This is a genomic window from Bradyrhizobium sp. USDA 223, assembly GCF_044909005.1.
In the GTDB taxonomy this organism is placed as follows: Bacteria; Pseudomonadota; Alphaproteobacteria; order Rhizobiales; family Xanthobacteraceae; genus Bradyrhizobium; species Bradyrhizobium yuanmingense.
Genome location: NZ_JBIYDR010000001.1, coordinates 6,242,698 through 6,255,411, shown reverse-complemented (window position 1 = coordinate 6,255,411; position 12,714 = coordinate 6,242,698). Strand labels below are relative to the sequence as shown.

Here is a 12,714-nt window from a genome sequence, read left to right as displayed (position 1 = left end):
TAAGGCGGATCGGCGGCTCACCATTTCGACGAGCCAGGTGCGCAGAATTCAATGAATTGATAGCTGTCGGTCGCTGATTGTCAAATCGCCGCACGACCTCGAACCAAACACTCAGCGGCGCCGCTCTCCTCGCAGCGGACATCCGGGCCAGACGTGGCGTCGCCGGCTAGGCCGCGACCGCCTGCGCCGCCAGCAGCTGCTTCAGCTTCGCCGCCGGTACCGCCGGGCTGAACAGCCAGCCCTGCATCTGGCTGCAGCCGAGCTGGCGCAGCACCTCGGCTTGCGCTTCGGTCTCGACACCTTCGGCGGTGGTCGCCATATGGCGCGCGGCGGCCATGTGCACCACGGCCTGCACGATTGGCGAGGAGTCCTCGGACTGACCGATGTCGCTGATGAAGCTGCGGTCGATCTTGATCTTGTCGAACGGGAAGCGGTGCAGATAGCTGAGCGAGGAATAGCCGGTGCCGAAATCGTCGAGCGCGATGCGCACGCCGAGCTCGCGCAGCTGCTGCAGGATCGCCAGCGCCTCCTCGTCGTCGCGGATCAGCACCGTCTCGGTGATCTCGAGTTCGAGCCGTCCCGGCGCGAGCCCGGACTCCGCGAGGGCGGCGGCGACCTTGAGCGCCAGCGTGCGCGAGCGGAACTGGACCGGCGACACGTTGACCGCGATGTGAATCCGTCCCGGCCACGAGGCTGCCTCAACGCAGGCCTGCTTCAGCACCCATTCTCCGATCTCGCCGATCAGGCCGGTGTCTTCGGCGACCGGGATGAACTCCGCCGGCGATACCATGCCGCGCTCGGGATGGCGCCAGCGCAGCAACGCCTCGCAGCCGGTGACGACATTGGCGGTGAGGTCGACAAGCGGCTGGTAGTGCACCTCGAACTCGCCGCGTGCGAGCGCCTGGCGCAGATCGAGCTCGAGCTGGCGGCGCTGCCGCACCTTGGCGTCGTATTCGGGCACGAACAGGCGGAAGGTGCGGCGTCCCTGCGACTTCGCCGCATACATCGCCAGATCGGCGCGCTTGAGCAGATCGTCGAGATTGTCGCCGTGGTCGGGCGCGATGGCGATGCCGATGCTGGCATCGGTCGGAATCTCCTGTCCCCTGCAATCCACCGGCGCGCGCAATGCCTTGAGGATGGTTTCCGCCAGTGCCGTCAGCTCGGCCGGATCGGAGGTGCCGGCCTTGACGATGGCGAATTCGTCGCCGCCCAGCCGCGCGACCATGTCGTTGCCGCTGACGCAGGCGCGCAGGCGGTTCGCCACCTGGCGCAGCAACTCGTCGCCGACCTCGTGTCCGAGCGAGTCGTTGACGCCCTTGAACTCGTCGACGTCGATATAGAGGATCGCGAACGGCTTGCCCTGAGCGAGCTCGGCGACGCGGCGTTCCAAATGCCCGCGCAGCAGCACGCGGTTGGGCAGATCGGTGAGCGCGTCGTAATGCGCCAGATGGGCGATGCGCTCGTCGGCGCGGATGCGCTCGGTGACGTCCTCATGGGTGGCGAGCCAGCCGCCGGCAGCGGCCGGCTGGTTCTTGATCTCGATCAGGCGGCCGTCGGCGGTTTCGACGATCGCGCTCTTGGTGCGGCCGCTATTGCTCAGGATGTCGTCGCAATAGGCCTCGACGTCGCCCTCGAACGAGCCGGTGTCCCGGCGGTGCCGGATCACGTCGCGGAAGTGGACGCCGGGCTTCACCACAGCGGCCGAGAGCCCGTACATCTCGACGTAGCGGCGATTGCAGACGATCAGCCGCTCGTCCTGATCGAACATCAAAAGGCCCTGCGTCATCGTGTTCATCGCGGTGTCGAGCCGCTGCTTCTCGAGCGACAGGCGATGCGTCACCTGGCGGAAGATCAGAAAGAGCGTGAGCACCAACAGGCCAATCGACAGCGCGGCAATGGTGACGAAGAATTTCGTCTGCGTTCGCCAGGTCGCCAGCGTCGCATCAAGCGACTTGGTCGCGACCACGACCAGCGGCTCGCCGGTGAGCAGGCGCGAGGCTACGATGCGGTCCTTGCCGTCGATAGGGCTTGCGAGCTGGGTGGTGACGAAAGTGCGCTCGAACACCGCCATTTGCTCCGGCGTGCCGGTGCGGAAGTTCTGCCCGATCATCGCCTCGACGTGGGGAATGCGGGCGAGCAGCTGGCCGTTCTGGTGGTGCATCGCGATCGAGGAATCCTCGCCGAGCCCGGTCGAGGCGAAGAAGGATTCGAGCTGCTCGGGCGCGATCGCGCGCGACACCAGCCCGAGGAATTCGCCGTGCGGGCCGGAGATGCGCCGCGCGAACACGATCGCCGGTCCGTTGCCGAGCCGGCCGGGCACGACCTCCACTTCCTCTTGCGCAGCCGGATCGTCCTTGAGACGGTTGAAATAGCCGCGATCGGCGATCGAGACATCGGCGACCGGCCATTGCCGCGACGAGTTGATCAGCACGCCCCTGGCATCGAACACATTGGCGCCGGCGATGTCGGACCAGCCGCTGGCTTTCGCGCGCAGCACCTCGTGCACGGCGAGCGTGCCCATCTCGCTGCGGAAGATTTCGGCGGAGGCGATGCCGTGGCTCTCGAGCTCCGCGATGATGCTCTTCTGCAGCACCGCAAAGTCCTCGAACTGGCGGTCGAAATGCCGGGCGAGCATGCGGACGGCGTTTTCCAGGCTGTCGCGGCCGCTCTCGATAGCATTCTGCCGGAAGCGGTCGACGGTGAGCGCGGTGCCGATGGCGGTCGCGAGCATCAGCACGAAGCCGCCGGCGATCAGCCACGTCAGCGGCGCCCCGCGCCAACGGCGGAACAACGCACGCGTTCGTGCGGTCCATCGGATCGATGCGCCCATCCAGCCCTCCCGTGGGATGCAAGATGCAGCAAACCCGACAAGACCCCGTTACCATTGACGGTTAGGAAAATATGAATCGGAATGGAATCAGAGAGTTGGTTCCATCGCACAGGCGATCGCGGCAATACCGCAGCATGTCAGCGCTCGATTGCCCACTTCAAGGCTTCCGCGTTGGTCTTGGCGAACATCTCCGGCCCATCGAACTTGCCGGTCTCTAGGTCAGCGGCATTTCCAATGCGCCGGCCCCTTCGCCGCGACGCTCTTCATGTACTGCTCGAGCTTGGTGGCGCCGTCGGCGAGGTGAAGGCGAGATCGGCATCGTCGCAGAGCGTGAAGCCGGACGGCGGGCAGGAGGCAGCTCAAGCGAGTGAACGGGCAGCGTCACCACCAACGCGAGTGATCGCGCGGCACGGGAGAATACGGTCACGGGAGGAATTCCCTTGAAGAAGGCCGCGAACCGGCCTTGATGCTTGGACACCCGCATGGTTGCGCCGGTTGATCCGATGCGCCGGACGGGGGTCTAATCCGATCGACAGTCTTGCTGCGGCAGCCAAATCGGCGCACCTTGCCGGCCTCGGCTGATTTGCCACCTAAGGTCCTTTTCAGATGATCACCGCCTCCAAGGCCTTCATTGCCTTCTGTTTGCTCGCGCTGGTCGGCACCGCGCTGGTGATCGGGCCGACCGAGCTGCGCCGCCTGCTGCCTGATGGACCGAAGGTCACCGTCGCCGCCAAGCCGGAGGCCAAGGTCGAACCCCAAGCCGGAGCCAAGGTCGAGCCCAAGTTTGAAGCCAAGGTCGAGCCCAAGGTCGAGTTCAAGCCTGAGTCCAAGCCAGAGCTGAAGCCGGAACAGCCGAAGCTCGCCGACAGCGCGCCGCCTGCACCCGAGCCGAAGGCGGGCGCGCTGGCCGAGACCCAGAAGCAGGTGGCCGCGCTCGGTGACCTCGTGCTGGTCAAGCCGCCGGCGCCGGCTGCAGATGCCGGCCCCCGTTTCGACGTCGCCCGCATCGACGATCACGGCGAGGCGGCGGTGATTGCCGGCCGCGCCACGCCGGGCGCGCGGGTCGAGCTGATGCGCGACGGCAAGCCGCTCGACAGCGTAGTCGCCGACGCCTCGGGCCAATTCGTGATGACCCCGCCGCAGCTGCCGGCCGGCTCGTATGACCTGACGCTCCGCGCCAGGGCGCCGGACGGCACGGTCACCGAATCCGGCCGGACCATGCCGGTCACCATCGCCGCGGCGGCGCCGCCGCCCGTGCGCACGCCGCCGGTTGCGAAGCAGGAGGCCAAGCCGGCCGAGAAGCCCGACGACAAATCAGATGTCGTCGCCGCGCTGCCGTCGCCCTCGCCGCGGCTGGCGTCGGTGCCTGAGAAGCAAGGGGCCCGGCCAAAACTGATCGGAGCACCTAAACCAAGGACTCTCGCGCATGCGCCGGCGGCCACCGCGGTCGCATCGGCCTCGCCGGCAGAGGCGCTCACCGCCGCGCCGGCCGAGGCCGGCGGCAGCCGGATCATCGCCCGCGGCGACAGTCTGTGGGCGCTCAGCCGGCTCGCTTACGGCGACGGTTCCCGCTATGCCGTGATCTTCAACGCCAACCGCGACAAGATCCAAAACCCTAATCTGATCTATCCCGGCCAGACCTTCGTGATGCCGCAAAAGGCCGAGTGACACGGCACGGCCGGCGCGTTGCGACGCATTGTCCTGTGTCTCTCTGGAACATTCGGTTCCCTCGCGCGTCTTCGTGATGCGACGCATTGCGCACTTGGCGCGGGTGGGAGGGCCAAGACGTGGCCGAACAAGTCGTGGCCAAACAAGACCTGGCCAAATTGGTCGTCAGGTCAACGATCATGTCGGGACGCATGGGATTGGCACTGGCTGGCGCGATCCTGGTGGTTGCAGCAGTGCTGCTGCCTGACAGAGCCGAGGCGCAGTTCGGCTTGCGCGGCGGTCCGGTCGGGGTTGCGCGCTTCGCCGTCGGCCACGTGATCGGCCTGTCGCGCCTGCGCCATTCCCGCATGGCGGTGCGCGGCGGCCGCTACCGCTCCGCGGCGCTGAGGTCGCAGGACCCGCGCGGGGCCGACCGCAGCCAGCTGTCGAACCCTTACGTGATGCGTGCGGCCCTCACGGCGCAGGCTGCGCTGGCGGGCTGGCAAGGCGGCCGCCGCCCGCAAGGCTGGTGGCGTCATCCCGATGGCAGCTACGGCTGGGTCGGCCCGGTGTTTTGGCCGTTCGCGCATGACGATCTCACCAATGCGATCATCTTCGGCGACACCACCAGCCTCTCGCTCTACGGCTACGGCGACATCTATGCCGCGCTATTCACACCCTATGCCGCCACCGAGCTTGCCGCCTACACCGTGCCGCAAGGCCGTCGCGCGCGAAAGGTCCCGACCGCGGAGACGCTGTGCGAGGCCAGCGACACCGGCGGCCTGCCGGTCGAGCGCATCGCGAGCGCCGTTGCACCGAACGAAGCTCAGCGCACCGCGCTCGACGAGCTCTCATCCGCCTGGCTTGCCGCGCGCGACACCATCCGCACCGCCTGCCCGGCGCAAACCCCTGCGAATGCGGCGGAGCGCCTCGGCCTGATGCACGAGCGTGTCGAGGCCATGATCAAGGCCATAGACACCATGGAAGCGCCGTTGTCGAAATTCGTCGGCCTGCTCAATGACGACCAGAAAGCCCGCCTCAACGCCCTCGCCAGCGAGCGTCGCGCCGTGCTGGCGTCCTATCAGTCCAAAAACGCTGACAAGAACGATATCAAGAACGCGAGCAAGAACGCTGACAAGAACGCTTCCAAGGACGCGCAGGCGGCCAAGGCATGCCAGGCGGACTACGATCCTCTTTCCGACGAGAACGCCCAGCGCCAATACGAGCAGCTGATCCAGCAGCAATGGCCCGCCGCCGACATCGCCACCACGCTCCATCTCGATGAGGTCGCCCGCGCCCGCTTCGAGGTGCTGCAGGACACCACGCTCCGCACCATGCAGACGCTCAGCGCCTGTCCGACCGAGCCCGCCGCAACCCCGCAGGCCCGCCTCGTCGCCGTGAAGGCGCGGCTGCAGACCATGCTGCAAGCCGTCGGCGCGATCAGCGACGCGCTCGACGATTTCCAGGCCGACCTAAGCGACGAGCAAAAGGCCGGGTTCGAGGCGATCGGGCCGAAGCGGGGGGCGTGATCACCCGCACGCCCAGTCGAACTTCATATCCCTGAAATCCAGCTGCGCGTTGCCGCCGCCGAAATTGTAGCCGCCGAAATATTCCTCGAACTCGATGTAGAACGGGCTCATCTCCGGCACGGCTTGGCACGGCCGCATGGTGCCGCCGAGATGGTTGTGGGCGTGATCCCTGGCCCAGTCGTGCAGGCGGAAATTGTCGCGGCTAGGGGCGCCGCCGACATAGTAGTAATATGGCTGATACCCGGTCGGCGGATTTTTGCACACGTACTCATCCTGCGGGCCCTTGCCGGCGTTGGGATCATCAGCGCGCGGCGACAGCGCGATCGCGCGCGTCTCGCCGAGATCGGCGCGCGGCGGGGTTGCAAACATCTTCTTGGCGTAAGCCGGCGCGGCCTCGAAGAAGGCGCTGGCGCCGCCGACGTCGAGCCAGCGCGGCCGCTCCACTGTTGCCAGCGCAAGCGGCGCCGGCGGTGTCGCGAACGCGCCGTCATATTCGGCCCTCGTCAAGAGCAGCGCGGCATATGCGTAGTCGAGAATGTCGGTCATGCGCGACAGGCGCGGATGCGCCGGCCGTGCCAGCACCGCCTCGCGAATCTCAGGATCGTCGGGCGCGCCGCCGTCGTTGTGATCGGGCGCCGTGGCGAAGAACGACAATGCGACGATGTCATCGCCATGCACCCGATAATCCTCCGGCAGCAGAAGCGTGAAGCCGTGCATCAAGGGATAGCCGGTGACGGGATCGAGCGGCCATTGCTCGGATGCAATGCCCGGCGGCAGCCCAAACACCCAGCCCTGGTCGCGCGACCGATCCGCGGGCCGGTCCAGCATCTGCAAATCATAGGCACGCGAAGGCAGCGGAAATGCCACGGCTCGTCTCCATCCGGATTCAGCCTCGCCGTTGAGGCGAGGGTTGGTCGCGGGGAGCAGGGATGTGGTTCGGGGAGGCGTTGAGGATGCTGCCAATCGGCCGGTGTTTTGCCCGACGTGTCAAATCGCGCGGCACGCGGGCGAAGCCTGCCGTAAGTCATTGATCCCAAAGGCCCGCCTACTGTGCATGGGGTTGTTTTCGCAGTTTTGTTTCGGCTACCCCCTCCGCCGCACCGCCGTGGCATCCAACACGTTCTCCACCTCTTCGCGCCAGCTCAATATCTCCATCGCGAGCACGGGGTGATTGAAGCCCTTGAGCTGGAGATCGTCGAGGGCGCGGGCTTCGACCCATGGCTCGACCATGCCGTAGACGCGGCGGCTGACCACGATCTGGTTGGGCTTGGCCTCGCTGCAGAGGCGGGAGGCGAGGTTGGTGACGCTGCCGATCGCGGCATATTCCAGCCGCTGCTCGAAGCCGACCTGGCCGAGCGTGGCATAGCCGAGCGCGACGCCGATGCCGAAGCCGAGGCTATGACCGCGGTTGCGCCAGCGCTCGGTCAGGGGGCCGATCGTGTCGCGCATCTCCACCGCCATCTTCACAGCGCGCTTGGTGTGGTCCTCGAACTGGATCGGCGCGTTGAACAGGATCATCACGCCGTCGCCGGCATATTTGTCGAGCGTGCCCTCGTACTTGAAGATCAGCTGGCCGAGCGCGGCGTGATATTCGCGCAGCACGTTCATCGCTTCTTCCGGCTCGGTAGCTTCCGTGAACGCGGTGAAGCCGCGCAGGTCGCAGAACACCACCGTGACCTCGCGGCGTTGGCTGGTGAGCAGCCCCTCCGGGCTGTCGGAGGAGGCGATCAGCTGTGCCACCTGCGGCGCCAGGAAACGCTCGAGCTTGCGGATGCGCTCGATCTCGCCGAGCTGGGTCTTCACGCGCTCCTCCAGCGACTTGTTCCAGTCCTTGAGCTGCTCGGTCTGCTCGCGGAGCTTGTCGGCTTGCGCGCGCACGGTCGTGTTCGCCGCCTCCAGCGCGTGGCTCTTGTGGTCGACCTCGCTGAACAGCTGCGCATTGCGCATCGCCAGCACGGCCTGGTTGGCGAAGGTGCGCATCAGGCCGATGATGCTGGGCGCGAACGCCCCGGTGGCGCGGCGCAGCACCACGAGCGAGCCCAGCGTGCCCTGCTGGTCGATCAGCGGCACCACCAGCACCGAGTTGAAGCCGGCCGCGAGCGCGGCCTCGCGCAGCGGCTGCTCGGCGGCCTGCCTGAGCTCGGCCAGCGCGATCGGCTCGCCGCTGTCGGCGGCATCGCTCAGGATGTTGCCGCCTTGGGCGATGGTGACATGCGCGCCCTCGGCGGATTTGTCGATGCCGTTGGCCTCGACCAGGTTGAAGCGGCGCGCCTCGGCGTCGAAGCCGTAGATCAGCACCGCGTCGGCACGGGTGATCTCGATCGCGCGGGCCGCGATGGTCGCAAGCACCGCGTTGAGATCGAGCGAGGAGGCCACCGCGCGGCCGACCTCCTCCAGCACCTTGAGCTCGCGGATCGACTGCGCGAGATCGCGGGTGCGCTCCTCGACCTTGCTCTCCAGGTTCGAATAGGTCTCCTGGATCTGGTCGGCCATGCGGTTGAACTGCCCGGCGAGGTCTTCCAGCTCGTCGGAGGTGTGCACGTCGATGCGGTGGCTGAAATCGCCTTCGCCGAGCCGGTAGGCACCGTCGCGCAGTGCCGTGATCGGGATGATCATGCGGCGGGCGAGCAGCGTGCCGGCGAGGATCGCGACCATCAGGCCCATGCCGATCAGAAGCGCGATGCGCACCAGCTGGTCGCGGATCGGCATCAGGGCCTGCGTGGTCGGTTGCTCGAACAGCACGCTCCAGCCGAGCTTCGGCACGATGCTCGCGGCGCTCATCACCGCATGGCCGTTGAAGTCGGTCCCGGACGTCTCGGCTTCGTGGCCGGGCGCGATCGCGGCTGCCACCTGCGGCAGCTTGGAGAGGTCCTGGCCGATCTCGGGCCCTTTCGATGACGTCGCCAGCACGCGGCCGCGCGGATCGACGACATAGGCGAAGGCGGCCTTGCCTACTTGCGCGTCGGACAGGAAGTCGGAGAGGAAGCCGAGATCGATCTCGGCCACGGTGACGCCGGCATTGAAGCCGGAATGCGCCACCGAGATCGACATCAACGGCGTCCGGTCGGCGAACCAGGCCGGCGCGTAGGTGACGCCACGGGCGACGGCGTCGGTGAAGCGCACGTCGCGGGAGAGGTCGGCATTGCCGCCGGTCGTGGTCGATTGCCTGGAGACGCGCAGCACCTCGCGGCCGTCGCCGTTGAGCTGGAACAGCTGGTTGACGACCGAGACCTGGTGCAGCAGAGAGGCATAGTCGGCGCGGCGCTTCTCCAGCGTGTCCTGGCTCGCGCGCGTCACCCAGCTGATCTGGCGGTCGAGCTCGGAAATCGCCTGCTCGATGCGCCGGGCGGCTGCCTGCGCCTTGTCCTCCAGGCCGTCGGTCAGCTGTGTCCGCGTCGCGCGGTAGGAGATCCAGGTCTCCATCGCCCCGTTGACGGCGAGGACGAACACGACGAGGCCGACGAGGGAGACGACGTATTTGGCGAACAGGCCCTCGCGCAGAGATCGTGTCTTGTCGTTCGCTCCTGCCATCCCGATCCTCTCGCGCCGCCACTGACGCCGCGCGCTGTGGGCCGTACAGGCCCCTTCCAAGCCGTTCTACCACAATTTGGACCGAAGGGCCGTCACGCGGCCGGCGGACCGGCCGGTGTGGTTACCCCTGTGGTCTCCTGGGCAGGTGGACCGGCGGCGATTGTCGCAGCCGGATCCGTTCGAAGGAGGGAGCTTATCGATTGAAGAGCTGCCGCAGCACGTCGTTCATTGGCTGACTGTCCTGCTGCGCGGCCGGTGGGTCCTCCAGGGCTGGGGCCGCCGGCGAGGCCTGCGGCGCCGGCGTCGAGGGCGTTGCCGGCAGGCTGCGGTTGCGCCCGGTGCCAGTGCCGCTCCCCGCGCCGCTGGAGAGACCCTGCTGGATCAGATTGCCGATCGCCTCCCCGAGCGGGCCGCCGAGCAGATTGTTCTGTCCCGGTTGCTGGCCTTGCGGATTGGCATTGCCGGTTGCATTGCCACTGCCCGGCGCGGCAGTGGCACCCAGCCCGAGGCTGCCCAGGATGTTGCCGAGCCCGGCGCCGTCGGGGCCGAACAGGCCCTTGCCCATCTCGCGCAGCTTGGCATAGGCGGCGTCGGGATTGTCCAGCATGCCGGCCATGTCGGGATAGATCCGCGGCTGCGACCAGGAGCCCTGGATCATCACGGGAATGCCGAAGCCGACCGGCTCGGAGGTGCGGCCCTGGCCTTCGGTCGTCATCACGAGCTTGGGCTCGACGCGAAAGCCCATCATCTTGGTGTCGAGGGCGATGGTGCCGGCGCCGGTGACGCGCACCAGCGGCCCGATCAGGTTGAGATCGGTCGTCACCGCCTGGCCCTTGTCGATGCGGAAGGAGGCCGAGAGCTGCGACAGATCCGTGCTCTGCTCCTGGCTCGGGTCCTGGTTTCCGTTCTGGCTTCCTTGCCAGCCGGACAGCGTGCTCGTCGTCAGCGAGCGGATCATCTGCGCGACATTGATGCCGCGGATGGCGCCGTCCTGGAAATTGACGAAGGCCGTGCCCTGCATGTTCGCCATCAGCGCACGCTGGCTGTTGCCGGCGCTGCGCAAGGCGAGCTTGGCCTGCAGCTTGCCGTCGATGCGATCGAACTCGGCAAGGCTCTGGAGCAGCGGCAGCGCGCGCACGCCGACAAGGTCGGAATGCATGGCAAAGCTTGGCGCGCCGGTGGTCGCGTCCAGGATCACCTCGCCCGAGACCTGGCCGCCATAGGCGCCGAGATTGGCCGTGCCGGCCTTCAGCACGCCGCCGGCGAGCTTGGCGTCGAGCGCCAGCGGCGCGATCCGCGCATCGCCGATCACGGCCTCGTTGGCGGAGATCCGCACTTGCGCATCGACATAATTGAGCCCGGACACGTCGATCGGCGCATTGCTCCAGGGCTGCCCCGACACGCCTTCCGGCGATTTCGCCAGCGGCATGGCGAGCCGCTGGAAGTCGAGATCGACCTTGACCAGCGGCTTGCTCGCGATGTCGACGGAAGCCCAGCCGTTGAAGGCGCCGTCGCCGAGCCTGCCGTTCACGCCGTTGATCATCACGACATTGCCGCTCAGCCGCATCTCGGCCTGGCCGGTGAGCTGGGACTTCAGCACGCTGGGCATATCGACGGCGAAATCCACCTGAAACGCCGGCCGTTCGGCCGGGGAGGCCGCCTTGATGTCGAACTTGGTCGGGTGATCGCCGACGCGCGCGGTGCCGGTGATATTGACCTTGCGGTCGCGGTCCAGGATCGCGTCGGCGTTGATGGCGCTGATGCGGCCCTCGACACGGTCGCGCAGGCGCGAGAATGCCACTTCGCCGTCGGTGATCTTGATGCGGTCGATGGTGGCGCCTTTGGTGTCGAGCGCGAGCGGCTTCGAAGGGGCGGCTGCATTCGGCAGGCGTTCGCGGAGCAGCGGCTGGTAGAGCACGGGATGGGTGACGACGAGCTCGCTGATCTCGGGCCTGCCGGACCACACGCTCGCGAGCGACATGTCGGCCTGCACGCGATCGATCGTCAGGCGCGTGATGCCGCTTCGGTCCTTGGGGTCGGCCAGCGTGAGGTCGTTCAGCGTGACGTTCAGCGTCGGCCACAGGCTGATCTTGGTGGTGCCGTCGATCGACAGCCGATAGCCGGTCGCACTCTCGAGGCGTGAGGCGATCGTCGAGGTCAGGAAGCCCGAGGGGATCCCGACCACGAGCAGAAGTGCGATCACGACGATGACGGCGGCCAAAGCCCCACCGACAAATTTCAATGCTCTCATCTCGACTTTCCAGCGACGGACAATCCGCGCCGAACCCGGCCGATCACCCGTCCTTTGCGCCCGGAGTTTATCCCCGGACGGGAAGCGGCTCCAAGCGCGTAAAAATAGTCAGGGGGTGCTGCAAAGTTATGTGACTTATGACACACTTCTCCAGCGCGGTTTTACGCGATCCTGAGGTTGATGGTTTCAAGCGATTTGCCAAGACGATTTGCCAAGAGACGATGACCAGGACGTTCACAAGGACATTGACATGAGCAAGCAGGCCGAATTTGCGGTCATCCTGAAGATGAACCCGATGTTCGCCGATCTCGGCGCAGACGAGCTCCAGCGGCTGTCCAATCTCTGCCACACCCAGCATTTGGCCAGCGGCGAGGTGCTGTTCCAGAAGGGCGATCCCGGCAATGCGCTGTTCGGCGTGCGCCGCGGCCAGGTCCGCATCGAGACCGGCGCCGCCGACGGCAGCCGGCTGACGCTGAACTTCATGGGGCCGGGCGACCTGTTCGGCGAGGTCGCCGTGCTGGACGGCCAGAACCGGACGGCGGACGCGACCGCGGGCGAGGCCAGCGAATTGTTCGTGCTGCGGCGCGAAGACTTCCTCGGCTTCCTCGAGCGCGAGCCCAAGGTCGCGATCAAAATCATCGCGCTGCTCTGCCAGCGCATCCGCTGGCAGAGCGAGCGCATGGAAGAATCCATGCTGCAGCCGCTGCCGGTGCGGCTGGCGCGGCGGCTCTGCGCGCTCGCCGCCGATTTCGGTTCCGAGGTCCACATCTCGCAGGAGCAGCTCGGCGTCTTCGTCGGCGCCGCCCGCGAAAGCGTCAACCGCCAGCTCCAGGCCTGGCGCAAGGAAGCGATCCTCGATCTCCAGCGCGGCCGGATCCTGCTGCGGAACATGACCAAGCTGACCGCGATCGCGCGGAACGAGTAGG

Annotated in this window: 7 protein-coding genes; 3 read left to right on the top strand and 4 right to left on the bottom strand. The window is 67.0% G+C overall.

Features of this window, described 5'->3' with window-relative positions; translation table 11 throughout:
- Nucleotides 1-166: 166 nt before the first annotated feature.
- Entirely contained in the window at nucleotides 167-2,830 is a 2,664-nt protein-coding gene (locus ABIA40_RS29135) for an EAL domain-containing protein (RefSeq protein WP_271539795.1), read from the bottom strand.
- A 606-nt stretch (nucleotides 2,831-3,436) separates the two neighbouring features.
- Here ABIA40_RS29135 and ABIA40_RS29130 point away from each other — a divergent pair.
- Both ABIA40_RS29130 and ABIA40_RS29125 read left to right on the top strand, forming a co-directional pair.
- Nucleotides 3,437-4,498 carry a LysM peptidoglycan-binding domain-containing protein gene (locus tag ABIA40_RS29130; RefSeq protein ID WP_271539794.1) on the top strand — a complete coding sequence of 354 codons (1,062 nt, stop codon included), beginning with the start codon at nucleotides 3,437-3,439 and terminating at the stop codon, nucleotides 4,496-4,498.
- Nucleotides 4,499-4,677: 179 nt separating this feature from the next.
- Nucleotides 4,678-6,006, top strand: a complete 1,329-nt coding sequence (locus ABIA40_RS29125; protein WP_271539833.1) for a Spy/CpxP family protein refolding chaperone — start codon at nucleotides 4,678-4,680, stop codon at nucleotides 6,004-6,006.
- Here ABIA40_RS29125 and ABIA40_RS29120 read toward each other — a convergent pair whose 3' ends face one another.
- The 3 genes from ABIA40_RS29120 to ABIA40_RS29110 form a co-directional block, all read right to left on the bottom strand.
- On the bottom strand, nucleotides 6,007-6,873 hold the full coding sequence (locus tag ABIA40_RS29120; protein ID WP_404544656.1) for a hypothetical protein: 867 nt from the start codon (nucleotides 6,871-6,873) through the stop codon (nucleotides 6,007-6,009). It lies immediately after the preceding gene.
- A 216-nt stretch (nucleotides 6,874-7,089) separates the two neighbouring features.
- The gene (locus ABIA40_RS29115; RefSeq protein WP_271539792.1) at nucleotides 7,090-9,537 is read right to left on the bottom strand and encodes an adenylate/guanylate cyclase domain-containing protein; all 2,448 of its coding nucleotides are present in this window, start codon (nucleotides 9,535-9,537) and stop codon (nucleotides 7,090-7,092) included.
- Nucleotides 9,538-9,730: 193 nt separating this feature from the next.
- Nucleotides 9,731-11,788 (bottom strand): AsmA family protein, encoded by a 2,058-nt coding sequence (locus tag ABIA40_RS29110; RefSeq protein WP_404544653.1) that lies wholly within the window; start codon nucleotides 11,786-11,788, stop codon nucleotides 9,731-9,733.
- Between the two features lie 250 nt (nucleotides 11,789-12,038).
- Here ABIA40_RS29110 and ABIA40_RS29105 point away from each other — a divergent pair, with 250 nt between their 5' ends.
- Nucleotides 12,039-12,713 (top strand): Crp/Fnr family transcriptional regulator, encoded by a 675-nt coding sequence (locus ABIA40_RS29105; protein ID WP_036044931.1) that lies wholly within the window; start codon nucleotides 12,039-12,041, stop codon nucleotides 12,711-12,713.
- Nucleotide 12,714 lies beyond the last annotated feature (1 nt).

What these genes read in the sequence shown, in the direction of transcription:
- ABIA40_RS29135 (WP_271539795.1), bottom strand. Translation starts at nt 2,830, where the DNA reads ATGGGCGCATCGATCCGATGGACCGCACGAACGCGTGCGTTGTTCCGC.
- ABIA40_RS29130 (WP_271539794.1), top strand. Translation starts at nt 3,437, where the DNA reads ATGATCACCGCCTCCAAGGCCTTCATTGCCTTCTGTTTGCTCGCGCTG.
- ABIA40_RS29125 (WP_271539833.1), top strand. Translation starts at nt 4,678, where the DNA reads ATGTCGGGACGCATGGGATTGGCACTGGCTGGCGCGATCCTGGTGGTT.
- ABIA40_RS29115 (WP_271539792.1), bottom strand. Translation starts at nt 9,537, where the DNA reads ATGGCAGGAGCGAACGACAAGACACGATCTCTGCGCGAGGGCCTGTTC.
- ABIA40_RS29110 (WP_404544653.1), bottom strand. Translation starts at nt 11,788, where the DNA reads ATGAGAGCATTGAAATTTGTCGGTGGGGCTTTGGCCGCCGTCATCGTC.
- ABIA40_RS29105 (WP_036044931.1), top strand. Translation starts at nt 12,039, where the DNA reads ATGAGCAAGCAGGCCGAATTTGCGGTCATCCTGAAGATGAACCCGATG.